Here is a 25,819-nt window from a genome sequence, read left to right as displayed (position 1 = left end):
TGGTCTAAAGTATAGGATGTATTCTAAAAGATTATTGTTTTGGTTTAAAAATTCTGACCGTTGATTTCCGCTACAGTCACTTGCTTTCCGCGGGGAGGAATGCGAGCCTCCTCGGCTTCGCCTGCGGGGTCTCACACTTCCCTCTCCTCCCGCTGGAGTCAAGTGCCCTCCGCTCCAATCAACTCAACAAATAAAACTAGGTTATGAAAAAGCAACAAACTTTACGAAAACAGCAAAAAGACAAAAGCCTGCAGCCGGACAGCTGCTAATTACACCATAATCCTCTCTTCCTTAATATCATGCAAGGCATTGCGCACTTTCCCGAATTCAGAGGCATGCGGACGGTCTTCCCCGTCACCGTATCCATAGTCCACCATCCGGTTTCGGTTCAGGCAGAGCTTGGTCAGCTCCGGCTTAAAGAAATCAAATAACTTGAACCGTTCCTCAAGCTGCGGGAACTTTGCCTGATAACCCTGAATGGCTTCTGCCAGATAGGACCAGAACGTTTTTTCATCCATTAAGTAATGATTGATCAGCACGTTTGATAAATAGCGGAGGTGGCAGATGAACAGGCCAGTAAAAATAAATTGTGTAAGACCCTCAGGCGGTTCACTGCGCAGCACGGCTTTCAGATCCTCATCCAAACCGGCGAGCTCCGGGAAAGGCTGGTCTGAAATATTAACGTCATCTACATAATCCTTAACTGCCAATCTCACTGGTTTTGAATCTTTTAATATGAGTATGGTATTTTGCCCATGAGGTGAAAATACGGTTCCGTACTGATAAAGGAAATGCAGGAGCGGCGGCATGATGACATGGAAAAACTGCTTCATCCATTCATTCGCGCTTAATCCGGACTGCTCGATCAGACTCTGAACATACGGTTTTCCGTAGGCATCGACATGATGAAGTGCGGCCAGCGTGATTGGCTTTTCCCCCGTCTTCAAATACCCATAAATGCTTTCGCGCCAAATCGCACCCAGCATTTCATTGTACTGGTAGGGTGCGCCATTTAATGAGCTGTAGTGAGGATGGTCGACATTTAAGCTTGCAATTTCTCCCGGCAGAACAACCTCGCAATCTTCCTTTAAGAAGCTGTCATTCTCAAAAATGCCTTTAATAAAGGCCGTAACCTGCGGGGCAATCACCGTCCGTTCAGAAGGAAGCCCGCGGTAGACCAGCGTATTCAAAATGCTCATCGGAAGCTTCACATGGTGTTTCCTCTTATCACTCACATTCACAAATGTCCGTATGGACTGCTGGGGCAGATAATGATCCGTTCCTTCTTCAAGAGGAATCATGTTTTTATACGCCAAATCCTCCGGGAAGTTTTGGATCAGAACATTTTTCCATTGCCACTCATGCACCGGCATAAAATAGTAATCTTCTGGATTTAATCCATATTTCCTGATGATGCCTGAAAAATGCATGATCATTTCAGCACCGAGTTCATTCTCGATCAGTTTCTCATAGTTCAGGTCAGTGACGCTCTGGAATTGGCTGCGCTCCCGGCGGACCGCTACCCAGAACAGCTTCGTCTCATTCTGATTTTCCGGTGCGAAATTTACGTAATCATCCAAGCCAAAACCGATGCGTCCTTTGTTGTACGTAATCCAGGGGTGTCCTGTCATTTCGCCTTCCAGCTCTTCATAATCAAGCTCCGTTAGTGCATCAGCAGTTTTTCTGTGATGCACCATCAAATTTGCATCAGCAATCAGGGTTTGATTCAGTTCCCTGATCAGATGCCCCGCAGTTTCGGATGACATGCCAATATTCTCCTTAATATCAGTGAGAAATTGAATGGCATTGACAGCCGGATGCCATGTGTCGTTTTCGCAGGCTTCAACAGAACCTGATTTTACATCAAAACTGTCAAATAATCGCTTTTCTGCCCGATAGCGATACTTGCGGCCTGCGGCTGTCAGCAAGAAGTACATACCGTCTTCTAACTCAGGCTTAATCATATCCTCATACATAAATTCTGAGAGCATTTTAGCCACCAAATTTTGATTAACCTTTTCCCATACTTCCTTCTGCAGAATTTCTTCCATTTCATTGATATATAACATACTATTCCTCCTTTATCTTACTGCGGCTTTTTTCCAGGATTCATCCGCTTCAAATGATTGAAATACATTCTTTTTGTTCACCTGATAGATTTCCCTTCCGTAGACCTGGTTCATGATGACAGCATTCCGGTACGCCCCAAGCCCGAGGTCTGGTGCACCGATGCCATGTGTATGAAGCTCCCCATTTTGGATGAAAATTTTATTTTCTTTTTTGGTCCTAGTCTCCAGTGTATAATCGCGATTTATCTTGAAGCGATTATGTTTATCCCACTCGATCTCATCCTGCATATCCAAAAGGAAATGCGGCATTGATGGTGCATAGCCCGTCCCAAGAATGACGACATCTGACTCCAGCTGAAATAATTCTTCAGACACACAATGCTTTAATGTCAGCAAATGAGTGCCATTCCTTCGTTCGATTCCGGCCAGCTCTGTCATGGCGAGCAAATGAATCGGCGGCTTTTCCCCGCCAGCCGTTTTATCATATAAAAGATCATAAATATCAGCGATCGTTGTCATGCTGATTCCCTTGTAAAGCAAGTCCTGCTTAGAAAGCAGATCCTCCTTCTTTTCCTCTGGAAGCTTGAAAAAGAAATCGATATAATCAGGCGAAAAATACTCAAGGCCCAATTTACTGTATTCCATCGGAAAGAATCCTTTTGACCGGGTGAACCAGTTTAACTCATAATCACGTTCTTCCTGATTTTGCAGGAGATCATAGAAAATCTCGGCTGCACTCTGGCCAGAACCGATCACGGTGATCGAGGCTGCCTGCTCAATCTCGCTTCTCTGCTCCATATACTGAGAAGAATGCAGGATATTTGGACCAAGATACTCTTCCAGATGTGAAGGGACGGACGGGCTGGTTCCAATCCCGAGGGCCGCATGTTTTGTTAAGTAATGCCCGGTTTCCCCTGTCTGCACATTTCGGACAGTAACTTCATACAGTTCATTTAATGGAGTGACTTTCTCCACCCGGAAGCCAAATCGGCAGGACGAGAGCTGATTCGCTACCCAACGGCAATAGTCATTATATTCTTTTCGCGTAATATGAAATTTCTCCAGAAAATAAAAATGGTAAAGCCTGTTATGGGTTTGCAGATAATTTAAAAAGGTAAATCGGCTCTGTACATCGGCCATGCTGATTAAGTCAGCAAAAAAGGGCACCTGTAGGGTTGTTCCCTCAATCAGCATCCCTTTATGCCAATTGAATTCCGTACTTTGCTCAAAAAACAGAACATCCTTCCCTCCTGTTTCTTCCATCATGGCGGCAAGGCCAAGATTGAATGGGCCGATGCCGACACCGATAAGATCATACACCTTCTGCTGCAAAGACATCCTTCCATCTCCTTTCAAACGGTTCTCTTTCACAGAACATCAGCATGCCTGTCTTATCCGGCAGCTCAATGGGCTTTATCTTTTCAAATCCGCATCTCTCAAAAATATGGATCATTTTTTTATTGCGGATGTCCGGCTCTGCCATCACTTTTTCTGTTTTCTGCTGTAAAAATTGAAAATGAACCATTGCCCGCAGCAGCGGAAGCGCGAATCCTTTTCCCAAATAGTCCGGTTCGCCAATTAGCAGATGGATTCCCTGATCACCGGGATGGGGATCATAACAGCTCTCCACTACATCCCCTTGAACCCAATACGCTTCCCAATAACTCATGGGAACCCCCTCCATCATGCCTAAAAATAGTGTCTGATGGGGATCAGCTAAAAAACCCTTTAAATGGGACCGGTACTTCTCAATAGGGATGTTCAGGTTCCAAAATGGAATGACATGAGGCTCCTGGTGCCATTTATGCAGAGTCTTAACATCCCTTTCAAGGGCGACTTTAACAAAGGCTATCTCCTGATCCACTTCCCGGTCATAAAATCTAAACTCCGGCTTCATCAGCAATCAGCACCTTTTGCAGCGGATTTGGTATTTTCGTATAGACCGATTGGGTTTCCATAGAGCCGACCAGTTCATCCATATCATAAAACCGTGTAAGCAGGTTGGCTTTGCAAGGAAGCTCCTTTAAATCAAGCAAGCTTCTAAGCAAGGCGGATCCCCCGCCCGTCTGATCAAGCTTTAAGAGCTCCTGCTTCAAAATGGCCAGGAGACCTTCCTCATCTGCAAGGCCTGCAGTCCCAAACCCATTAATGAGCCCAAACAGATGGTTCATAAAGAAGTAATAGCGGAAGCGCTCGATTGCGACCTCATCACTGCAGAGGGTAGAACTTTTTCTGCTTACATCCGGAATGATTTCTGAAAGCAGCCCGGCTTTTGACTCACTAAAATAATATCCTTGATTATCCCGATAATAGAATCTGGCCGGATAGCCGTTCTCCAGCTCCAAAATGGAATTTTGCTGATGTGCTTCCAGCGCTATCCCGTAAGTTTTATACAGCCAAATCATAGGATTGAGTGTAATAGACAGGTATTTTTTAAACCAATCGCGGCTGACTTCCTTCATCGTCCGATTTTCTTTTTCTGAGAGGTCCCGGATTACCGCCTCCAGCCGGGTACGGCCGCCGTAGCCATGATCCTGAACAAGACCGGCAATTAAAGTTATATTTCTATCATTCTTATAAAACGGGTTTTCACGAATGACCACTTCAAATCCGGAGGTTTCTTTATTCAATGGAATATCCAGGAAGGCAGGATCCTGAATGATATGGAATTCCGGATATTGTTCCTGCAGTGTTATCCCTATCTGGGAATTCATCAGCCGTGTTACTTCGACTCCCCTGTACAATTCCTTTTTCAGATTCACGCGGAGCGAATTGGTGATTTTCACGGGAACTGAGAACTTCAGCATATAGCGGAAATCTGGACTATATACCGTTCGCATGGAAGATGTCGCTGCAAATGGCAAGCCATATGGACCTAAATAGCGCAGCTTCCCCGAATGAATCAATGCCTGCACTTCCATGTCCTTTAATAAAAGGGGCACCTGGAGAGGGTGCACAGGAATGAAGACAGATTGCTGACCTCTTCCGAATTTCTCTGTGAAATGTTCATCTCTCTGCAGCAGCTCGCGAATGATTTCTTCCCCACTCGTCTGATCAGCAGAGTCTTGTGAAACAATCTCCCGGTCTGCTTCAAAAAAATGGAGCTGGAAAGTCCCCTTTAACTCAGGAGAGTAAAAGGACTCCTCTTCCATGGACATTCCCTGCTTGCTCTTTGGCGTTGGGTGAAGCAGGTGGCCGAATAAAAGCGACTGTTCTGCTTCAATAAACGTAAAGTCTGTGCTCTGGAGACGGTCTGCATCCCTTTCGCGCTCCGTCAGGTACCGCTGGATATTCCTGCAGCTGAGAATCGCCCGAAGCATCATCTCGTCTTCCGCTCCCTCTCTGCCAGTCGAGACAAGCAGCTCCTTGCTGATGACTGCGATAAGTGTGACATAATCAAGCGGTACATCCTTGCCATTTACGTTTAGGAAGAGCGGAAAATGGAAGGTATGGCGGCCAGTAACAGACCAGTGCCTGACTGACGCTTTAATAACAATATCCAAATGGGCCAGTTGAATTTCCATACATTTGTATGTATCCTCACTTTTACTGTCAGGCTTCTCATTTTCAATTAACCGAAAATGCTGTGTTTCTCTTAAGTAACAGTTCAAAAAGCTTTGCATGCTTGCCTGCTGTGCCGTTTTAATATGATTTGTCAAAGGACTTCCTCCTTCTGTTTGTACTCTTTTGCAAATAGACTGAGGGATTCAACAGCCAATTTCACTTCCGCCATGGTTGTCTGCGGGTTTAATAGCGTGAATTTCAAATATTGAGAACCATTTACTTTTGTTTTAGCGATTAGCGCCTCTCCGCTGTGCAGGAGTTTTTTATAAATGTGCAGATTGAGTCCATCTGGATCATTTTCATCCAAAAACCTGAACACAATAGCATTCAATTCGGGATCAGACTGTGCCACTTGAATTCCCGGTATTTCCTGAAGCCATCGCGCACACTGTTTGGCCAGCTCGATTGTATGGTCAATCATCCGCGAGAAGTTTCTTTCCCCGACTACCCGCAGTGATAGATAGAGTTTCAGCGCATCAAACCGCCTGGTTGTCTGGACCGATTTATTGACCAGATGATCAAGGTCCTCATCTTCAGGGTTTAAATAATCTGCGTGGTAAGACAAAAACTGGAAGCTGGATTTACTTTTTACAAAGAATGCTCCACAGCTGATCGGCTGATAAAACATTTTGTGAAAATCGATGCTCACCGAGTCAGCCTTCTCAATCCCTGCCAATTTGCTGCAATGTGTTTCACTCAAGATAAGTGCTCCGCCATATGCAGCATCAACATGCAGCCACAATCCATTTTCATCGGCTGCTTCTGCCAATTCCCCGAGCGGATCAAGGCTTCCAAAGTCAGTCGTCCCACATGTGGCAGCAATGCACATAGGGTAATAGCCGCTGTCCTTTAAGTGCTGTATTTCTTTTCTTAATGAAGACACGCACATTCTCATGTTTGCATCACTCTTGATTTTCACCACTGCCTGTTCACCAAGCCCCAGCTGGGAGGCTGATTTGCTTACTGTAAAATGGGCTTTTTCGGAACAAAGTATCCGAAGCTTATGCCCTTCAGAAGGCAAACCCAGCTTTTTTACATCCCAATTCCACTTTTTCTGGCAAAAGTAATCCCGCGCAAGCAGCAATCCCATGTAATTGGATTGGGTGCCCCCGCTTGTAAAAGTGCCATCCGCACTGCTGGCTAATGATAGCTTTTCAGCCAGCCATTTCACCACTTTTTCTTCGAGGTAAGTCGCCGCACTGCTCTGATCCCACGAATCCATCGACTGGTTCAGCACAGCGATGATTAATTCAGCCGCAATGGCAGGAATCATAGGGGGACAATGCAGATGGGCCATACTGCCAGGGTGGCTGACATGGATGCTGTTGCTGACCACTTTTTCAAAAACCTCTTCCATCACCTTTGAAGGAGATTCTCCGTTCTGTGAACTGTTTGCTAATAGAGTAATTTCCTTTTCAATCGCCTCAGCCTGTTTGCCATTGAATACCTTTGGCTGCATCCGGTAAAATTCACTCAGCAGAATCTGGACTTCTGAAAGGATGCGCTGAAAGCTGTTCTGGCTTTCAGCGTCCTGAGATAAGAAAAATTCCTTGAATTGATTCATTTGACTGCTGCCTCAACCGCTTCAGCAAAAATATTCACGACTTCATCCAACTGTGCTTCTGTAATAATAAGCGGCGGAAGGAAACGGACGACACTGCCATGTCTGCCGCCAACTTCAAGGATCAGCCCGCGATTGAAGCACTCTCTTTGAATTCGGCTCGAAAGGCCTGGATCTGCTTTGAATGCACCTTTTCGCCCGCTGGGCTCGGAAGGATCAACTATTTCCGCTCCGACCATTAGCCCCCGGCCGCGAACATCGCCAATTTCAGGATATTTCTCCTGCAGATCTTTAAGCGACGCCAGTAATTTCTCACCTAAAAACCCAGCTTTTTCTGCTAATTTATTGTCTTTGATATATCGAAGAGTTGCTGTTCCGGCTGCCATTGCCATCTGATTCCCTCTGAATGTTCCAATATGTGCACCCGGAGACCACTGATCAAGCGACTGGTCATATACTACAACGGATAATGGCAGGCTTCCGCCAATTGCCTTTGAAAGAACGACTACATCCGGAACAATTCCTGCATGTTCGAAGGCGAATAGCTTTCCTGTTCTGCCAATCCCAGTCTGAACTTCATCAATGATGAGCGGAATATCCCGTTCTTTTGTCATTCGGCGAATTTCCTTCAGCCATTCCACTGGAGCAGGAATCGAACCTCCCTCACCCTGAACGACTTCCAGTATGATGGCTGCAGGCGGCAATATTCCGCTTTCCGGATCATCGAGAAGGTTTTCAATATAGCGGCTGCTGAGCTTATGTGTCTCTTCCCCGCCAACCCCGAAAGGACAGCGATACTCATAGGGATACGGCATAAAGTGGACATCAGGCATTAATCCCTGTACTTTCTCCTTTGGTGAAAGGTTTCCTGATAGCGCCATCGTTCCATGTGTGGCCCCGTGATAACCACCCTGGAACGATAGTATGCTTCTTCTGCCTGTAGATGTTTTAACCAGTTTGATGGCTGCTTCGATCGCATCTCCACCAGTTGGGCCGCAGAATTGAATCTTGGCCCTCTCAGCAAATTCCTTGGGCAGGCTTTTATATACTTCACTTACAAACTCTTCTTTTACAGGTGTTGTCAGATCAAGTGTATGCAGCGGCCGCTTATCATGAAGAACCTTCTCAATAGCCTCGGTAACGACCGGATGATTATGCCCCAGTGCCAGGGTTCCTGCACCAGCAAGGCAGTCAATATAGCTTTTTCCGTCCGCATCTTTCACATAAATCCCTTCTGCTTCCTCAATCGCAATTGGAATTCTCCTTGGATAGCTGCGCGCGTTTGATTCCCGTCTTTCCTGCTGTTTAAGGTAAAATTCGTTGGTTTTCTCCATTTGTAAAGTGCTCATATATAGTATTTCTCCCTTCATTCTTGTTGAAAATGATTCTCATTACTGATTACATGGACACTTTAAATGATAATGATTATCATCGTCAATAGGAGTTCATCCCTAATTTATGTTCTTGTCTGAATTTTTCCTATGTATCTACGGGTATTCCGTTGGATAAAGATGCAATAGCAAATGGGGACAATTCCAGTAATAGAGCTACTTTAAAGGACTAAAGCTTTTTTATGGGATTGGTTAAGTCTTTTGTCACCGCTTTTGCGCTATTTTTTTTCTTGCTCTTCTACATTTCACACATTCAAATGGGAATGCTAAGAGGAGAAATCTAAATGTGGGAGGATCTGCATATGGAGTCAAACGGTAAGCAGTTATCCATATTTTCTCTTGGCGGCATTAATGAAATTGGGAAAAACATGTATGTGATTCAATACGATAACGATTTGATTGTAATAGATGCCGGAGGAAAATTTCCTGATGAGACCCTGCTGGGGATAGATTTAATCATTCCGGATATTACATACCTAGAGGAAAACAGAGAGAAAATACGAGGTCTGATTGTGACGCATGGACATGAGGATCATATCGGAGGAGTTGCCTATCTTCTCAAAAAAATCAATATGCCGGTCTATGCAACGAGATTTACACTCGGGCTGATTGAATTAAAATTAACGGAGCATCGCCTGTTGCGTGAGTCAGAGCTGATCACCATTGACGCTGATACCCGCCTTGATTTTGGTGAAATAGGCGCCAGCTTTTTCAAGGTGAATCACAGCATCCCGGATTGTCTGGGAATTGTGTTTAATACACCAGAGGGAAAGGTTGTTCATACGGGTGATTTTAAATTTGATTTGACCCCAGTTAATCAGGAGCATGCTGATATCCACAGGATGGCTGAAATCGGCCGGGAAGGAGTTCTTGCCCTTCTTTCAGAAAGCACGAATGCTGAGCGGTCCGGATTTTCGCCAACGGAGCATATTGTCGGAGAGAACATTGAGGAAGCATTTATGAAAGCCCCACGCAAAATCATTATCTCAACATTCGCTTCCAATGTGAGCCGTGTCCAGCAGGTGGTGGCTGCAGCCATCAAAGCGAACCGAAAGCTTGTCCTGCTCGGCCGGAGCATGGTGAATGTGGTGGAAGTGGCGATCGAACGCGGATATCTGACCGTGCCCGAGGGAATGATTATTAATCCGAAAGAAGCCATGCATCTGGCTCCTGACAAGATATGCATCCTTTGTACAGGCAGCCAGGGTGAGCCAATGGCTGCCCTCTCGCGCCTTTCTTCCGGAAATTACCGTGACGCTGAAATTCATCCTGAGGATACCGTCATTCTGGCTGCCTCCCCGATCCCAGGGAACGAACGCGATGTCTCTAAAATCATTGACAACCTGTTTAAACTGGGCGCGAGAGTGATTTACGGTTCAGGCAGTTCTACCGGAATGCATGTGTCCGGCCACGGCTACCAGGAGGATTTGAAGCTAATGCTTACATTGATGAAGCCGAAATACTTTATTCCCATTCACGGTGAATACAGAATGCTTCATCATCATAAATTGCTTGCTGAATCGATCGGTGTTGAGGAAGGGAACACTTTTATCATAAAAAATGGGGATGTCGTTGATATTGCCGACGGCGAAGCGCGCCAGACAAGGCGGGTGCCTGCAGGCGATACGTATGTGGATGGTGTGGGTGTCGGAGACATTGGCAGCATCGTGCTCCGCGACAGGAAGCAGCTTTCCGAGGATGGCATGCTTGTGATCGTGCTGACCATGAGCAAGAGTGAACGCAAAATGATATCAAAGCCGGATACGATCTCCAGAGGCTTCATATACGCACGGGAATCAGAAGACCTGCTGAGAGATATCAACAGGATTGCGGAAAAGACCGTCAACGATCTACCAGAACAGGATAAAAGCCAGTGGAATGTCATCAAGCAGAGCATCAAAAAATCACTTGGACAGTTCTTATTTGAAAAAACAAAGCGCAAACCAATGATCCTGCCAATCATAATTGAAATTTAAACGAAAAGAGGCAAGCCTTGATCGGCTTGCCTTTATCACAGGATAACTCGAATCAGTTCCTTCAGATTGGAGTTTCCCATTATCTAAAGGGCTGCTTAGCCGCGGCGTCCGCCTCGGCCGCCCCGCTTTCCTTCAGTATTGCGCTTCAATGAAGAAATATTTTCTTCGCTTGATTTTAAGAATTTTGCCATTTTGTCTTCAAAGCTTTCCTTCGGCTTAAAGTTTCCTTTTGAACGGAAATCTCTGGAACCGCCACGGCGATCATCTCTTCCCTGGCGCGGTGGGCGCTGAGAATATGAAGATTGGCCTTCCGGTCTGTCCACTGCTTTTTTGATGGACAGGGCAATTTTGCCTTCCTTCTCACTAAGCACTTTAACAGTTACTTCATCGCCAACTTTTAAATGGTCATTCACATCTTTAACATAGCTGTCCGCTACCTCACTAATGTGAACAAGACCTGTTGTGCCGCCTGGCAGCTCAACAAAAGCTCCGAAATTTGTAATACCTGTTACTTTTCCTTGTACCTTGCTTCCAATTTCGATTGACAAAAAAACTTCCCCCTCGGTAGTGTTAACAACGTCTTATTATAACTTTTTTTTAAGATAATTTCAATGCCGGCAATATACCACCGATATTCTACCCGGAATAAGCGGGTTTCAACCCTGTTTTTAAGTGATTTTGATGTAATTTACTGCATTTTGGGCCATTGTGCTAACGAAATCCCCTCTTTTATATCAAAAAAATTTTTTGTGTGCGGATAACGTGTTTTTATGTGCGTATAGCCCTTTTTTGTGTGCGGATAACAATATTTATGTGCGCATAGCTCTTTTTTGTGTGCGGATAACAATATTTATGTGCGCATAGCTCTTTTTTGTGTGCGGATAACAATATTTATGTGCGCATAGCCCTTTTTTGTGTGCGGATAACAATATTTATGTGCGCATAGCCCTTTTTTGTGTGCGGATAACCATATTTATGCGCGCATAGCCCTTTTTTGTGTGGAGAAAAAAGAGATATGTGCACATAACGCTTTTTTTGTGCAGATAGCTGCATCTTGCGTGCGTTCTGCTGCTAATCTGCAAAAATACCTCTTAAATCTTACTAGTATGCCCTTCCTGCAGAACCTTCCTGCTGAAATGCCGCTTCATAATTACCCCATACAGTGACGCTAATACCTGCTGAAATAGTATGCCGATGACTACAGGCACGGCAACAGGTGCCGGAAAATAAGTGACTGCCAGAACAGAGCCAACACTTATATTCCTCATCCCGCCATTAAACGTAACAGACACAGTTGTGCCTTGATCGTACTTCAGTAAATTTGCGATAATAAATGATATCAGATAGCCCATAAATGCCACACATAATACAATAATCGCGGTGAAGATTAATTTAAGGTTTACCTCCTTAAGATACGGGGCAACTATAGCACCATTGAGCATAACCACAATGGCCATGCCAAGCTTTGAAAAAGGTGAAAGACGGCTGCTTAGTGCTTGAGCGGTTCTTCCTGCAAATTGATTGAAGAGCATGCCAAGAAAAGAAGGCAGAACAATCATCCCGAATAAACCAGCCATCATTGGCACAGTATCAATCTGAACAGATTTCTGAAAAAATACCGATAAAGTAAGCGGTACAATAAATGGTGACAGAAAGGTATCTACCAGAATAATGGACAATGTCAGCGGAATATTGCCGCGATATATGGATACCCAAATAAAGCTTGATATGCCAGTCGGGATGGTCATAGCCAATACCAGACCGGTAATGGTGAACGAATCATCACCGAACGCAAGTGTACCGGTACTCCAGGCAAATAGAGGCATCAGAATATGAAGCAAGATCAAAATGAGAAAAAGCGGCTTTGGATGATGAATGATTTCCTTTAAACTGCCAAAACTCGAGTTCAGACTGCCCGAAAACGTCATAAATGCAAAAACCCATGGAATGATAAAGGCATAATCCTTTATATAACCTGCCAGCATAACACCAAGAACGACGCTTATTGGAGTAATCAATGGCATCATTTTCTCCAGCTGTTTATTGATTTGAATCAGCACACTGAGTACTCTCCTTTTCTGATTAATTACTAAGATAACTATACATTTTAACATAATCCGGATATCAAAAGTGAAAAAGAGCCAAAATCGGCTCTTTCCTCTTATCTCCGTTTTTCCGGCATATATTTCAGCCATTTTCCCAGTCTCCAGCTGTTCACTCCATACCCAAAAAGCGCAATGGCAGCTATACCTGCAGAAAACTGTGTGATTAGCATTTCTTCTGTATAAACACCAAATCCTGCCCCTGCTAAACCTAGCAAGAATAGCTGAAAAAGCTGTCTTTTCCGATTTTCATAGATTGTAAACTGAAACTCCCTTCTTTGCCCGGCCTCATGCAGTTTTTCCAATTTACGCGGTGTTTCCAGGAACTCCGCTGCTGAATGGAAAATTTTAAAGAAAGGCTGGGACTGAATAATGTTCCAAATAAAGGACCACCTATTCCCCTGTGAACTCAGCCATTCCATAAAAACAGGTTTTCCAAGCTCAAGAAGATCATCTTCCCCTGCCAGTTGGCGAACAATCCCTTCTATAGTCATAAATGACCTGCCCAGAAAAACAAAGCGGGTTGGCACCTGGATCGGAAGAGCAGCAATCAGATCGTTAAGTTCAAGCTTAAGTGCCACTATATCCAGCTCTTTTACTTGAGAGAGATCAAATGCCATCCAGTCTGAAAGCAGATTCTCCATTGTTCCCGCATTCGCTTCCGGCAGAAGAAATCCCAGCTCTGAAAGACTTTCAACTGCTTTACTGTAATTTTTTGCGAGAATGGATTCTATTAATTTCTGAAAAGATACGGCATCTTTTTTTGAAATTTCACCAGCCATGCCGAAATCAAGAAGAATGATCCTCCCATCCCTTGTGAACTGCACATTCCCTGGATGGGGATCGGCATGAAACATACCAGGCTCCAGCCATTGCGGCAGGAAGAGCTTCATCAAACGGCGTGCCAGATCCTCGCGGGATATCTCCAGGTTTTCAATCGCTGCCAAATCATTGAGTCTTTTCCCCTCCACCCATTCCATGACAAGCACTTTTGGGGTGCAAAGCTCCTGATGCACGTCCGGAATTTTCACCATCTCACTGTCTTTAAATCGCTCCTTAAAATACAGCAGGGTATCCTTTTCCTTTGTAAAATCCAGCTCCCGTTCAATTACCTGCTTAAGCTCCTGAAAAAGGACTTTTAAATTAATGAATCCCTTAGGAATAGGGGCAAATCGATCCGCGAACCAAACAAGAATACTTAAAATTCTGAAGTCGATATGAACAATGGACTGTATATTGGGACGCTGCACTTTAATGGCGATAATTGTGCCATCCTGCAGAGCGCCTTTATATACCTCTCCAATTGAAGCGGAAGCTATGGCTTCTTTTTCAATCGCTACCACCCTTTTAGAAAGGCCGCTTTCCCATTCTTCGTTTAAAATACTCTGGATTTCGCTCCATTCCGATGAAGGTACTTTATCCGTCAGGTCTTGAAGCTCCTGAATGAACGCATTTGGAAGCAAATCAGAACGAATGCTGATGAACTGGCCAATCTTAATCAGGAGCCCTTCCAATTCAAAAAGTGTTGCCCGGCATTTTCTGCCGATGCCAGACCATAATTTTTCCCACTCTGCTTCTGATTTCCGTGTCCATTTAAACCAGTAAATTTGAAAGATAATGAGAAGTGCCAGCGAAAAAACTTTGTACATGCGGAGCCATTTACTTCTCGTATTCATTTCGATCATCTTCTTCCCCATGTTAAATGTACTGTCTTATTCTGCATAATAGGCTGAATCTCCTTTTATACGATATCATGATTAATAAGTTTCATGACATAAGAAAACAGCCCGCCCTACACAAAGGACAAGCTGCTTGCGATATTTTGCCGGATATACTGATGGATGATGTTCACAATCTCTTCCTTATCATGGTCCATAGATGCCACATGATAGGAGTTATAGAGGGATACAGCTTTCTTTTCCATGGAGCCAATATTATCCAGAATAAAATCCGTACACTCTGCAGGCACAACATGATCCTCTAATGATTTAAAGCCTATTACAGGTGTTTTAATGGACGGCAGTAAGTCTGGTGTATTTTCCATGACATTCTGCAATTCAAAGATGGAGCGGATAGGAACTTTCCCGTACGTAATTTCCTCTACTCCCTCTTTTTTTATATCCGGTGCCCCTTCATCCAGGTATCTTGGATTTGTTTTTCCTTTTAAATATTCATAGCATGGAACCCTTAGTGCGGCATTCATTAGTGCAATACCTGCAATTTCAGGATATTTATTTGCCAGCCAAAGAGTCAGGGCACCGCCCATGGATTGGCCTGCAGCAAAAACAGATGTGCATCTTTCTTTTAGGAATAGATAACCCTTTTCTGCTTCCGCAAACCAATCCTCATGAGTGGTATTTTCTATATCCTTATAATGCGTGCCGTGGCCTTTAAGCCTTGGAGCATAGACCGTATAGCCAAGCTTGGCAAATGACTCCCCCAAAAACCGTACACTCTGGGGAGTTCCCAGAAAACCATGTGTGATCAGAATCCCGATTTCATTGCCTTCATAGTAGAATGATTCTGCACCGTCCAAAACAGGATAATGTTCAGTCATAATCTGTTCCTCCCTCAGAATTAATTATTCACATTATATTACCTACTATTCCGACCTGTCAACTTGTATTTATTCAAAGAACTGTTTTATTACTATATGCAGCGGTTAGAACTAAGCAGTCTTAAACAGAATGCTGCAGACAAACAGAATTCAAATACTCCCTGCTATCCGCTCAGTAAAAATAATAAAAATAGCAACAAACTTCGCAAAAACAGTCAAAAATATGAAAAGTATAATAGTTAATCCCAATAACTCCAACAATCATCCATATTTTGAGCCACCCCCAAAAAACGGCTGCACTTTCACGTGCACCCGTTCATTCATAGCTTAATATCTTTCAAGCAATTCAATAATCACCTTGAAAGTTGAGGCTGTATCCATATAGGCATATTTGCCGTTCCCATTATAAAAGTTGCCAGTTTGAATGACTGGATATCCCATTCCTTCCATCAATCTGATTTTCTCATCCAGATTATCAACTACAAAAGAAATATGATGGACACCCTCCCCGTATGTTTCCAGATGCTCCTGCCAAGTACTTGGTGAATCCCCCGGTTCGATTAATTCAATTTGAATAAGCGGTGTATTGATGAACATATATCTTGATGAACCTTCTGTTGGCTGACCCCTGAACATAACCTGTGCCGTTTCACTTGGGCCTGATTGTATAATGGCCGGCATATCGGCACCGAGAAGCTTACAGTAAGCTTCTGCAGCTGCATCCAGATCTTTTACGACAATGGCAAGCTGCTCGACTTTATTTGTTCCAAGCAATGGACTGAGTAATTCAGGGGCAGCCGCAGTATTTCTTCCCTCAGAGCTTTCCAGAAGCTCAACCAATAGCTTGCAGTCATTCAAGGTATCTGCATAAATATATCTGCCTTCACTCGATGTAAATTCTCCGCTTTGCAGTAATGGGTACCCGCTTTCCTCGAAAAATGGCATCCGCTCGCTGATGGATTCCACATCAAAGGCAATATGGTGTATGCCTTCTCCAGCTCTATCCAAAAACTCCCGCATCGTGCCTGGTTCCTCATTTGGTTCAATCAATTCAAATTGAACAGTTGGCGTATTTAGAAATGCTAATTTGCTTCTTGATGCAGTAGGCTTTCCGCGGTAAATTACCTTTGATACTTCCTGATCACCTGTTAAAAACCATTCTGGCTTGGGAACTCCCAGTAATCCCGAAAAAGCCTCACATGCCTCTTCAATGTCCCGAACAACAAATGCCAGCTGGTTAATCGCCTGATTTCCTGCTAACGGCTCTTTAGCGGTTTTACTATTTGCCATAAGTACACCTCCTAAATAACGCTTCTCCTTCATGATAGTCCCCGTACAGCAAGTCCTCCATCACTGGAAATCACTTCGCCAGTTATGGCCCGGGATTGATCTGAAGCCAGCAATACATATGCTCCCACATGGTCTTCACTTGTCATGGCAATGCGAAGGGGATTCCGGGATTTAATGCTTTTCGCTTTCGTATCCTGATCGACTGCTTTCACAAACGGCTTAAGCGGATGGATGACATTAAGGGCGGTCAATGTGCCGCCAGGGGCAACTGCGTTCACCCGGATATCCGGGGCTAATTCAAAGGCAAGCTGGCGCATTAAGCCAATTTGCGCGTGCTTGCTGGCTGTATACCAGACTCCGCCCCCGTCCGGGTAAAAGCCGGCTCCGGAAACCGTAAAGATCATATTTCCATTTGTTTTTTTTAATTCAGCCATTGAAGCTTTTGCCCCATTAAAATAGCCTTTGACATTAATATTGAATAACAGGTCATAGGCAGCTGACATGGCCTCTGGTGATACTTCACTAAATTTGGCAAACCCGTCGAATACGCCGGCATTGGCAACGAACACATCCAGTTTCCCCGCCGCCTCCACAGCAGCTTCCACAGCGTGAATGTGATCCTCATATACAGTGACGTCCCCTTCCATGCATAGAACATGATCCCCGAATTCCTTTTTCAATTGCTCAAGGCCGGCTGCTGACTTATCCAGCACCGTTACAAAGGCTCCTTCTCGTATAAAACTCTCAGTAACCGCCTTGCCGATGCCGGAGGCGCCACCGGTTAAATAGACTGATTTTCCGCTAAGCCGTGCCATACTGGATGCTCCTCCTTATACAAAAATAGCTAGATTTCTCGTATTAAGTGTCGTCTGATCGACAATGAAAACCCTCTTGGATAATTTCCAGACCCCATCTTCATATATAAATTCATCACGCCGTTCTCCTGAAATCAGGTCATGATGGATGTCTGTACTGCGGCTGCGATAGATTAGCAGATAACTCTTTACAGATGCTTTTTCATTCGGGATATAGTCTTTCAATCTGACATTGCTTACATAGCGGCGGGTACGGGAAGGAGGAATTTCCGCCCAGGCATAATCCGTTTTTAACCGTTCGACTCTCAGACTCAGCAGCTCTATATCATCATTAAAAGAAAACATATCTGCCGCATAATCCGGCCTTTCAGTGCCTTCTTTATTGACACGTACAGGCATTTGATAAATCAGGGATGAATGCATTAGGCTAAACCAGCCGTCAAAATCTATATCATCAAGAAGTTCAGCTTCCCTGTAGAGCCATTGTTCAAATTCATAGGTTGCGAGCATTTTCTCTAAACTCATTCTGTATTCCCCCATTTCAGGCATCATTCCTGTTTACTTAAGCATTCATGAGATCGAGCCAGCAGCGATAGAAGTTCCGCTGATTTGCTTCGGAAAACTTATCATCATAGACAACACCAGGACCGCTGAAATCAGTGACCGGTTCACGGTGCAAGCCCATCGTATAATTGTAGACAAGCTCTTTCATAACAGGCATGTGGCCTGATGCGGCAGCAGTTATATCAGTAAAAACTTCTGTATCATCCTGTTCAAAAATGCCTGATGGGCTGAACGTTAAAATGAAAGAATCCCTTGAACGCTTCTTCCAGTCCTCTGCCGCATTTTTCTCTACCAGGAACCAGGCAATTACCTCCATTTTGTCAGGACCAATCGGCCTCCACATCCGAACAGTTGTATTCGAAATCAGCTGCCCTTTCACTTTTGTATGCGAAATGAGGAAGCTCAGGTTTGGAAAGATGTTTCCGATCATATTTTTCAAATTGGCCAGCACATCATATTGTTCATCTGTTAAATTGGATTTATATTCAGCTTTTAGTTCTTCCGGGAATGCGAAGTCAGGGTTAGGAGTGCCCAAATTTAAACCATGCCCGTTTATTGTGTGGATTTGGTACCCCTTTTTCGAATAGGTCGCACTTGGCACCATGCCCAATTTTGCAATGGATCCATGTGTGACCATTGTGTGGTAGGAATCGCCGACAAAGTTATCTGCTCCCACCTTCCAGTTTGAATGGATGATAAATCGTTGCGGAGGGCCGACGACTTCCATTTCAGCACGCCCGGCTAAAATGTCCAGATACCATTTGAAATCCCCGAGGAAATCTGAAAGTGACTCGGCTTCTTCATTCCAGGTTCCAAAAATAAGGCCTTTATACGATTCAATTCTTATTTTGTGAAGTCCCAATTTGGACTTATCCAGGTCAGTTCCGTAGATATCCTTTTGCAGAGGGACCCCAATAAGATCACCATTGTTTTTAAAATTAAAGCCATGATAGGGGCATACAAATGAGGATTTATTTCCTTTATCAGCACGGCATAATTTCATCCCCCGGTGTGTGCACATATTGTAAAAGCCGCGGATTTCATTCTCTGAATCTCTTGTAATAATAATCGAGTACCCTGCCAAATCTCTTAACATATAATCATTTTTATTGGGGATTTCCGATTCATGGCCAATAAAAAGCCAGGTTTTCATAAACACCTTTTTATGCTCAATATCATAGATTTTAGGATCTGCCAGGATAAAGGCAGGAATGGAGCCGGCCTCAGGCTGTACTGTTTCATTTAAGTAGTCGATGGTTTCATTTTGGGTCATTTCTTCTACATTTCTGGTTGTCGTTTTGATCATATGTAAATTCCCCCTTCGTCTTAAAATAAGCTTCTCCAAGGAGAGAGGAAAAGAATAAACGATTCTCTTCCTGCTTTTCACCAGGCTCACATCTCATCCAACCCGGATTATTTCTTCCCTATTTTTCAGTGAAGCCAGAATGCTTAGGGCTGCCAGGTAGCTTGTCTTTGGATTGTCAGGCATCGGGTCATTTTCGACTTGAAGCGATAGCTTTCCAAAAGAACCTGCTGCCTCAATCGTATGGCTATTTTTCATGACTGCCGGGTCGGATATGATTTTTACTCCGGTATTTTCGGCACCTAATCCCGCAAGAGACAAAATGATGGAAACATTGATATTCCTTGGGAACAATCGAATAGCTTCGGCCGCAGATCCCTCAAAAAGCACCTTTTCCTCATCAAGCGGGGCACCAGGAAGTGCGTGTGGAGGCTTCCTGGTGATAATGGAGACAGACTTCAGTTCCCCAATCGATTTAGCTGCTTTTAGTACATCCAGGCCGCCAATTGCCCCTGATGGCAAATGGATTTTCGTATGATTTAAAAGGCAGATCTCTTCAAGGCAATGATAAAATTCCCGGTCTGCCAGTGCCCCGACACTGCTGAGGACCAGATCTTTGCCGGAAAGCAAAATGGAAGCAGCATACTCTTCCACAGCTTCAACAGTTGCTGCTTCAATTACCAGGTCGGCATCTGATTTTAATAGGGATTCCACGTCTGAAAAGATTTCTGTTTTAAACTCCCGTGATAGATCCTTTGCTTTTTCCAGGCAGCGGGTATGAAGGCCTATAATTTTCGCATTAGGGATTAAGCAGTCTTTATTAATGCTTTGCAGCAGGAACCTGCCTATATTCCCGCCTCCTATTAAGGCTATTTTCATTTCGGTATCCTCCTAATTGGCAAAGCCATAGGAATCTGCAAAAAACTCCAGGCCGCAATGCCGCGTTTCACGTGAAAGTCCGCTTTCCTTTAAGCCTGGGAAGTCCAGATGGAGATCCTGAAAGACAGTATGATTATTATGAAAAACAGCACCTGCTTCTAATCGGTCTGCCAATTCAATTGCTTTCGTTTCATCTTCTGTCCATACAGAAGCCCTTAATCCAAATTCGCTGTCATTTGCAAGGGTGATGGCTTCCTCATCCTCTTTAAATGGAAGGATCGGAATGACAGGTCCGAACTGTTCAACGCGGACAATTTCACTTTGCTGATCCACACCGGTAATAATGGCAGGAAGTATGAAGTAGCCTTTATCCCAGGACTCCGGATCGAGCTGAATCCCACCTGTGATGACAGTAGCTCCGGATTTTCTGGCACGCTCGATCAGGCCATTCACATAGTCGTACTGAGATTTATTGTTCAAAGGTCCCATCTCGGCATCCGGCTGAATGCCGTTTCCAACCTTAATATGCTGAAATTCTTTTCTTAGCTTTTCTACCAGCTCTCCGTATCGTGATTCATGGACATAGATCCTTTTAATGGCTGAGCACACCTGGCCTGCTGCCCGAAGAACACCAAAACGCAGACGTTTTATTGCACCTTCATCCAGATTGGCATCCTTGAGGATAATAGCCGCATCATTCCCGCCAAGCTCCATATACACCTTTTTCACTGTGCCTGAAGCAGCCCGCATGATTTCTTTCCCGGTCTTCGTACTGCCGACAAATGCAACCGTCCGGATTCGCGGATCTGAGCAAAGCTTATTGCCAATCACCCCTCCTGAACCGGTCACAATATTAATGACTCCGTCAGGAAAATAGGAAGCTGCTATTTTGAGGAAGGACATAATTGTCAGCGGACAGCTCGTCGCCGGCTTTACGACGACTGTGTTTCCGGCAAGAACAGCCGGGATCACCCGCTTAAAGGTAAGAATCATTGGCGAGTTCCATGGAGAAATCACCGCTGTTACCCCGCTGGGACGCTTGCGGATCTGGACCTTCTGTGAACCGGGAATGGATTCAGGCTTCCACCATTCCAGCAGCTCATCGGCAGCTTCCTTCATAATATCGACACAGCGAAGAAGGTCCTTTTTCGCTTCAACCAGCACCTTTCCATTCTCCCGGATCAGCAAAGTAACGTTCTCTTCGATACTTGCTCTAATTTCGTCGGCAGCCTGCTTCATCCGGTTTGCCCGGTCCTCAATCTCACTTCCCGACCAGGTATTGAAGGCCTTTGCTGCAGCAGAAATGGCGGTTTCAACCTGATCTTCAGAACACAAAGCCACTTCTCCCACAATTTCCTGGTGATCAGCGGGATTAAGGACATGGGCAGTATTTTCTGACTGGATCCACTCACCAGCCACTAAATATTTTCCTGAAACAAATGGATACGTCGAAATCACTATAAATCACTCCCTTACAACTTTTTCGGTTTGAACGCTTCCGCCGCGCCAGGAGGCCCTCCAAATGGTTTCGCCATTGGCCCGACTGCTTCCATATCCACTACGATCATGGATGGTTTTCTCCTGTCTATTGCCTTCACAAGCTCCGATTCAAATTCTTCCGGAGAACCGATTTTTGCAGAATCAAATCCCATGGACTGAGCCAGCAAAACAAAATCGGGGCTATGTAAATCGACCGCAACTTGCCGTCCATAGGCGGCTTCCTGAATATTTCGGAGGACCCCATATCCTGCATCATCAAACAGGATGACGATTATTGGAAGGCTTTCCTGTACGGCCGTTGCCATTTCCCCTACATTGACCATAAAGCCGCCATCTCCAGCTAATAAAACTACTTGTTTATCCTTACATCCCATTTGTGCTCCGATTGCAGTCGGCAATCCTTGCCCAATTCCACCGCCTGAAGCATGAATGGATGTACGCGGCTGATAAATTTCAAATAACCGGCTGCCCCAGACGTTTGCCTGTACCGTAACATCACGCACCAATACAGTATCCCTAGGGAGCATGTTCCGCATAGCATCAGCTATTTTCTCATATGGTCCAAGCGTTGCCCGCAGCTGCAGACGCAGTTCTTTCCTTACTGAAAGGACTTCTTCCAAATATTCTTCAGAAGGCGATACTGCATCCTTTGCCAATTCTTCATTAATTTTTCTTAAAATAAGCTTAGCATCACCTGCCAGACCGATGGCGGCAGCATAATTTCTGTTCATTGCCTGCAGATCGGCATCAATGCTGATATGATTCTCAGGAACTTCTATTTTCCAGTTGGACGTTTCATTTCCTCTAAATCTGACCCCAATGCTGATCAGGAGATCCGATTGCTTCACTAACTCTTTTGTTAATTCAAATGAGGCAAAGTGGCCAATGCATTGAGGGTGATCCTCCGGAATGCTGCCCTTGCCTGATTGGCTCGTAATAACCGCTGCCCCGATTCTTTCGGCCAGCTCCTGCACTTCTTTGGAAGCCCCTGAGCTAATGACGCCCCCTCCTGCCCAAATGACCGGGCGGCGGGCCTCGCTGATCCTCGCAATAACCTTTTTAGGAAGATACGCTATGGAGCTGTTTTCCTGTACTGATGCATGCACCTCTTCCAACGAATAATCTGGTATGATCGCTGATTGGAAATCGATTGGGATTTCTACTGAAACAGGGCCCGACGGTGCAGCGGATGCTTCTTTAATCGCTTGCCTGATAACGGCTGATGCCTGTTCAGGCCTTCTTAGCCGCATGGCTTTTTTGCAAGAGCCCTCCATGATAGACAGCTGGTCTTTACACTCATGAATATAGCCACGTCCTGTTCCCAAATAGGGAGCTGCAACCTCGCCTGTTATATGAAGAACCGGAACTCCCGCTGCCCAGGACTCAATCAAGGAACCAGCTGCGTTTCCTGCACCTGTCCCTGTACTCGTGATGACCACTCCCAATTTCCCTGTTGCACGGGCATAACCATCTGCCATATTTGCCGCACCGCTCTCCCCGCGGGAGCATACGAGATGAATACTTCCATCACGGAGGATGGCATCATAAATCGGCATATTATGAATGCTGACAATCCCAAATGCCACCTCAACCCCAGCACGGACAAGTTCCTTCACAACTGCATCTGCTGCAGTAAAGTCCATTTGTTCACTTGCTTTTATCGGTGCCATTACCATTTGTTCCTGTTGGCTCATCCTGATCATTCCTGCCTTTACTTTAAATTAAAGCGCTTTCCCCAGCGCTCCAGCTGTTTCAATGGTAGATCCTGAAACATAACTTGCCTGCTTTGAGGCTAAAAAGAGAATGACACCTGCTACTTCTTCTGCTTCTCCAACCCTGCCCAGCGGGATCTTCCGTTTTGCTGCAAGATCTTTGTAATATTCCTCGGCATCCATATCAGGTGCGTTTTTCATCCGTCTGCGTTCCCACTGGTCAGTGCGGATTAGTCCAAGACTTACGGAATTGACCAGGATATTATTTGATGCAAGCTCTTGGGAAAGCGTTTTACTTAAGTTTAATAGACCTGCCCTTGTCGCAGCCGTAGCAACCATATGTCTTTCAGGTTCCTTTGCGAGCGTCGCATTAATATTGATGATCCGTCCGCCTCCGCGCTTCACTAAATATGGATGGACAGCACGTACCGCATGGATAATGGCAAAATATTTTAACTGAATCTGCTCCTGCCATTGCTCATCTGTAATATCGAAGAAATGGCCCATAACACTTTGTCCGGCTGCGTTAACTAAAATATCAATACCCTCAAGCCGGGATGCTGCCGAATCGACAAAACGATTCACATCCCCTTTATTTGTTACATCACAGGTGGCGGCAAAGATAGATTCCCGGGATCCGAATTGCAATAAATGGTCAAATGCTTTATCCTTCCTCTCTTCATTTCTGCCGCATACCGCAACGTTTGCACCTTCTTGAAGGAACATTTCTGCTGTTTTGAGGCCTACACCCGAGGTCCCGCCCATTATGACTGCTGTTTTTCCTTTTAAACCAAAGTCCATCACAATACCCCTTTCAAATCACTTTAGGTTAATGCATTCACGTTAACCCATCCTGGATCAGGCTTTCCGCCCATCGCTGCACGTGCTTCCGGTTTTGGAGGTCCGGCTATTCCCCATTGATCCATCAGGTGCGGAACCCTTTTCCATACTCGGGCCACCCATTCCTCTTCATCTTCAATGGTTTCCAGATAACACGTGTATTCCATGACAAATTTGGCAGGATCCTGAAAGTAACAGAAGATGTTATTCCCCGGTCCATGGCGCCCAGGCCCCCAAAGCTCCTGATAACCTGCTTTCCTGACATTTGAAATCCCACGCATCACTTCGTCCACTGTATCTACTTCATAAGCGATATGATTGACTGATGCATGCTGGTCCTGATTGAAAGCTATTGAATGATGCTTCCTGTTGCAGCGGAGGAACGACATTTGATGTTCACTCCAGTCCGTTACCTTAAATCCTAGAATATTAGTATAGAAGTCTGTGATCATATCAAGGTCTGCCGTATTCATGACAACATGATTGAGCTTTACCGGATCCACATTTTTCTTATTCCAGATTGTCGTGTGCATTTCCACCCATGCCGAAAGTTCAATGCAGCGGTTTTCCGGATCAGCAAAGCGCAGTCCGTACCCTTTGCCTTCTTCATCTAAATAGCCCGGCGGTGAAATAATCGGGATACCCTTGGAAGCCAAAATCTCCGCAGCCCTGTCAACGGCGTTCTTATCTACCATACCAAATGCAATATGGTGAAGCCCCGCTTTTTCTCCCCGCTTCAAATGTAAAATATGATTCTCTGAACCTGCACCTCTGAAATAGACAGAATCCTTATTTTCGGATACCTTATCAAGTCCCCAAATCTTCTCGTAAAATTCAGCCTGCTCCTCAAGAACTGGAGTAATGAGACTGATGTGCCTCAAGTGCGTTATACCTAACATCCCATGCACCTCCAAATTAATAGATTTTCAATTCTCCGCGATGAACGTTTTTTGTTAAAGGAACCGGGATGACCCGGCTTATATGCAGCGGATCATCCCGGTCAGAATGCCAGTTTGCGAGAAACGATTATTTTCCGTTGATGATAGCTTCTCTCTCTTTCGCACGCTGAATGCGCAGCTCTTCAAGAGCACTTCCTTTCGGATATGTAGGAAGATTTGGCTTTACTGCTCCAAGCATAACCAGCATTAACGCTTCTTCATCGCCATCGTTATGAATGCCGCGGTACACTCCCGGAGGTGAGCTGATGCAATCACGCTCATTCAGGCGAATTTCATGTACTTCGTCCTTCCCTTCTTCCTGAATAAGAGCCTTTACACTCCCTTTAAGGATAAAGAACACTTCCTCCACATCATCGTGAAGATGAAGGGGCCCAACACATCCGGCTGGAAGCACCATTGTGCTCAGTGTGAAATGCTCCGCTGCAATCACATTTGAATCATTATTCGCAGTAGCTCCGCGTCCGATATACCTCATTTGCGCCCTTTTGTACTTTGGATCAACTTCCTCCTGAAATTTAAGAACATTCCAATCCAGTGTACGATCTTGCAGCCTTGCTACATATTTCTTTTCGAAAGCCTGCACATCAAATTTTTCTGCTGACATATCCTATCACTCCTAAACTTATTATGTTTTATATACAAAACAATGTTTTACTTACAGGTTAATAATAAATCCCAACATTTAATATGTCAATTATAAATATTGAGAAAAATTAAATTATTAAAACTTCGTTTCA

21 protein-coding genes are annotated in these 25,819 nt (G+C 44.8%); 1 reads left to right on the top strand and 20 read right to left on the bottom strand.

The window, feature by feature from the left end:
* Positions 1 to 269: 269 nt before the first annotated feature.
* From NSQ49_RS24790 to NSQ49_RS24765, 6 genes are read right to left on the bottom strand one after another with little or no spacing between them, the layout of a single operon-like run.
* A complete protein-coding gene (locus tag NSQ49_RS24790) occupies positions 270 to 2,069 on the bottom strand; it encodes an IucA/IucC family protein (RefSeq protein ID WP_251284267.1) in 1,800 nt (599 codons plus the stop codon).
* A gap of 12 nt (positions 2,070 to 2,081) precedes the next feature.
* A complete protein-coding gene (locus tag NSQ49_RS24785) occupies positions 2,082 to 3,407 on the bottom strand; it encodes a lysine N(6)-hydroxylase/L-ornithine N(5)-oxygenase family protein (RefSeq protein WP_251284266.1) in 1,326 nt (441 codons plus the stop codon).
* Positions 3,382 to 3,966 (bottom strand): GNAT family N-acetyltransferase, encoded by a 585-nt coding sequence (locus NSQ49_RS24780; RefSeq protein WP_285870404.1) that lies wholly within the window; start codon positions 3,964 to 3,966, stop codon positions 3,382 to 3,384. Before NSQ49_RS24780 ends, NSQ49_RS24785 begins: the two co-directional genes overlap by 26 nt.
* Complete coding sequence (locus tag NSQ49_RS24775; protein WP_251284265.1) at positions 3,950 to 5,728, bottom strand: IucA/IucC family protein; 1,779 nt, start codon at positions 5,726 to 5,728, stop codon at positions 3,950 to 3,952. Before NSQ49_RS24775 ends, NSQ49_RS24780 begins: the two co-directional genes overlap by 17 nt.
* Entirely contained in the window at positions 5,725 to 7,197 is a 1,473-nt protein-coding gene (locus NSQ49_RS24770; RefSeq protein WP_251284264.1) for a pyridoxal phosphate-dependent decarboxylase family protein, read from the bottom strand. Before NSQ49_RS24770 ends, NSQ49_RS24775 begins: the two co-directional genes overlap by 4 nt.
* Complete coding sequence (locus NSQ49_RS24765) at positions 7,194 to 8,543, bottom strand: aspartate aminotransferase family protein (RefSeq protein ID WP_251284263.1); 1,350 nt, start codon at positions 8,541 to 8,543, stop codon at positions 7,194 to 7,196. Before NSQ49_RS24765 ends, NSQ49_RS24770 begins: the two co-directional genes overlap by 4 nt.
* 344 nt (positions 8,544 to 8,887) lie before the next feature.
* Here NSQ49_RS24765 and NSQ49_RS24760 point away from each other — a divergent pair, with 344 nt between their 5' ends.
* Positions 8,888 to 10,561, top strand: coding sequence for a ribonuclease J (locus NSQ49_RS24760; RefSeq protein ID WP_251284262.1), 1,674 nt, complete (start codon positions 8,888 to 8,890; stop codon positions 10,559 to 10,561).
* Positions 10,562 to 10,656: 95 nt separating this feature from the next.
* Here the strand turns inward: NSQ49_RS24760 and NSQ49_RS24755 are convergent, their stop codons facing one another.
* From NSQ49_RS24755 to NSQ49_RS24690, 14 genes are all read right to left on the bottom strand, one after another.
* Positions 10,657 to 11,109 (bottom strand): S1 domain-containing RNA-binding protein, encoded by a 453-nt coding sequence (locus tag NSQ49_RS24755; RefSeq protein WP_159867626.1) that lies wholly within the window; start codon positions 11,107 to 11,109, stop codon positions 10,657 to 10,659.
* Positions 11,110 to 11,652: 543 nt separating this feature from the next.
* Positions 11,653 to 12,621 carry a bile acid:sodium symporter family protein gene (locus tag NSQ49_RS24750; protein ID WP_251284279.1) on the bottom strand — a complete coding sequence of 323 codons (969 nt, stop codon included), beginning with the start codon at positions 12,619 to 12,621 and terminating at the stop codon, positions 11,653 to 11,655.
* Positions 12,622 to 12,722: 101 nt separating this feature from the next.
* Positions 12,723 to 14,348: an ABC1 kinase family protein gene (locus tag NSQ49_RS24745; protein WP_341071544.1), complete on the bottom strand. Its 1,626-nt coding sequence runs from the start codon at positions 14,346 to 14,348 to the stop codon at positions 12,723 to 12,725.
* Between the two features lie 107 nt (positions 14,349 to 14,455).
* Positions 14,456 to 15,220: an alpha/beta hydrolase gene (locus tag NSQ49_RS24740; protein ID WP_159867622.1), complete on the bottom strand. Its 765-nt coding sequence runs from the start codon at positions 15,218 to 15,220 to the stop codon at positions 14,456 to 14,458.
* Between the two features lie 327 nt (positions 15,221 to 15,547).
* Positions 15,548 to 16,510, bottom strand: coding sequence for a VOC family protein (locus tag NSQ49_RS24735; RefSeq protein ID WP_251284260.1), 963 nt, complete (start codon positions 16,508 to 16,510; stop codon positions 15,548 to 15,550).
* Positions 16,511 to 16,539: 29 nt separating this feature from the next.
* Positions 16,540 to 17,325, bottom strand: coding sequence for an SDR family NAD(P)-dependent oxidoreductase (locus NSQ49_RS24730; RefSeq protein WP_251284259.1), 786 nt, complete (start codon positions 17,323 to 17,325; stop codon positions 16,540 to 16,542).
* A 15-nt stretch (positions 17,326 to 17,340) separates the two neighbouring features.
* Positions 17,341 to 17,850: an aromatic-ring-hydroxylating dioxygenase subunit beta gene (locus tag NSQ49_RS24725; RefSeq protein ID WP_251284258.1), complete on the bottom strand. Its 510-nt coding sequence runs from the start codon at positions 17,848 to 17,850 to the stop codon at positions 17,341 to 17,343.
* 37 nt (positions 17,851 to 17,887) lie between these two features.
* A complete protein-coding gene (locus NSQ49_RS24720) occupies positions 17,888 to 19,195 on the bottom strand; it encodes an aromatic ring-hydroxylating dioxygenase subunit alpha (protein WP_159867613.1) in 1,308 nt (435 codons plus the stop codon).
* A gap of 93 nt (positions 19,196 to 19,288) precedes the next feature.
* Positions 19,289 to 20,071 (bottom strand): aspartate dehydrogenase, encoded by a 783-nt coding sequence (nadX, locus tag NSQ49_RS24715; RefSeq protein WP_251284257.1) that lies wholly within the window; start codon positions 20,069 to 20,071, stop codon positions 19,289 to 19,291.
* A gap of 12 nt (positions 20,072 to 20,083) precedes the next feature.
* Entirely contained in the window at positions 20,084 to 21,529 is a 1,446-nt protein-coding gene (locus NSQ49_RS24710; RefSeq protein WP_251284256.1) for an aldehyde dehydrogenase family protein, read from the bottom strand.
* Positions 21,530 to 21,543: 14 nt separating this feature from the next.
* The gene (locus NSQ49_RS24705; RefSeq protein ID WP_251284255.1) at positions 21,544 to 23,265 is read right to left on the bottom strand and encodes a thiamine pyrophosphate-binding protein; all 1,722 of its coding nucleotides are present in this window, start codon (positions 23,263 to 23,265) and stop codon (positions 21,544 to 21,546) included.
* A gap of 27 nt (positions 23,266 to 23,292) precedes the next feature.
* Entirely contained in the window at positions 23,293 to 24,084 is a 792-nt protein-coding gene (locus tag NSQ49_RS24700; RefSeq protein ID WP_251284254.1) for an SDR family oxidoreductase, read from the bottom strand.
* A gap of 23 nt (positions 24,085 to 24,107) precedes the next feature.
* Entirely contained in the window at positions 24,108 to 25,022 is a 915-nt protein-coding gene (locus NSQ49_RS24695) for a VOC family protein (protein ID WP_159867600.1), read from the bottom strand.
* A 127-nt stretch (positions 25,023 to 25,149) separates the two neighbouring features.
* Entirely contained in the window at positions 25,150 to 25,686 is a 537-nt protein-coding gene (locus NSQ49_RS24690; RefSeq protein ID WP_159867597.1) for a cupin domain-containing protein, read from the bottom strand.
* Positions 25,687 to 25,819 lie beyond the last annotated feature (133 nt).

Origin of the sequence: Cytobacillus sp. FSL R5-0377, from assembly GCF_038004385.1 — a bacterium.
Taxonomy (GTDB): domain Bacteria; phylum Bacillota; class Bacilli; order Bacillales; family Cytobacillaceae; genus Cytobacillus.
The sequence above is the reverse complement of the archived record's forward strand: the minus strand, read 5'-3'. Positions and strand labels throughout refer to the sequence as shown.

Coding starts and splice junctions, on each gene's coding strand:
- NSQ49_RS24730 (WP_251284259.1), bottom strand. CDS start 17,325: ATGGCACGGCTTAGCGGAAAATCAGTCTATTTAACCGGTGGCGCCTCC.
- NSQ49_RS24790 (WP_251284267.1), bottom strand. CDS start 2,069: ATGTTATATATCAATGAAATGGAAGAAATTCTGCAGAAGGAAGTATGG.
- NSQ49_RS24735 (WP_251284260.1), bottom strand. CDS start 16,510: ATGGCAAATAGTAAAACCGCTAAAGAGCCGTTAGCAGGAAATCAGGCG.
- NSQ49_RS24740 (WP_159867622.1), bottom strand. CDS start 15,220: ATGACTGAACATTATCCTGTTTTGGACGGTGCAGAATCATTCTACTAT.
- nadX (WP_251284257.1), bottom strand. CDS start 20,071: ATGAAAATAGCCTTAATAGGAGGCGGGAATATAGGCAGGTTCCTGCTG.
- NSQ49_RS24745 (WP_341071544.1), bottom strand. CDS start 14,348: ATGATCGAAATGAATACGAGAAGTAAATGGCTCCGCATGTACAAAGTT.
- NSQ49_RS24705 (WP_251284255.1), bottom strand. CDS start 23,265: ATGAGCCAACAGGAACAAATGGTAATGGCACCGATAAAAGCAAGTGAA.
- NSQ49_RS24765 (WP_251284263.1), bottom strand. CDS start 8,543: ATGAGCACTTTACAAATGGAGAAAACCAACGAATTTTACCTTAAACAG.
- NSQ49_RS24760 (WP_251284262.1), top strand. CDS start 8,888: ATGGAGTCAAACGGTAAGCAGTTATCCATATTTTCTCTTGGCGGCATT.
- NSQ49_RS24725 (WP_251284258.1), bottom strand. CDS start 17,850: ATGAGTTTAGAGAAAATGCTCGCAACCTATGAATTTGAACAATGGCTC.
- NSQ49_RS24785 (WP_251284266.1), bottom strand. CDS start 3,407: ATGTCTTTGCAGCAGAAGGTGTATGATCTTATCGGTGTCGGCATCGGC.
- NSQ49_RS24700 (WP_251284254.1), bottom strand. CDS start 24,084: ATGGACTTTGGTTTAAAAGGAAAAACAGCAGTCATAATGGGCGGGACC.
- NSQ49_RS24695 (WP_159867600.1), bottom strand. CDS start 25,022: ATGTTAGGTATAACGCACTTGAGGCACATCAGTCTCATTACTCCAGTT.
- NSQ49_RS24770 (WP_251284264.1), bottom strand. CDS start 7,197: ATGAATCAATTCAAGGAATTTTTCTTATCTCAGGACGCTGAAAGCCAG.
- NSQ49_RS24780 (WP_285870404.1), bottom strand. CDS start 3,966: ATGAAGCCGGAGTTTAGATTTTATGACCGGGAAGTGGATCAGGAGATA.
- NSQ49_RS24720 (WP_159867613.1), bottom strand. CDS start 19,195: ATGATCAAAACGACAACCAGAAATGTAGAAGAAATGACCCAAAATGAA.
- NSQ49_RS24690 (WP_159867597.1), bottom strand. CDS start 25,686: ATGTCAGCAGAAAAATTTGATGTGCAGGCTTTCGAAAAGAAATATGTA.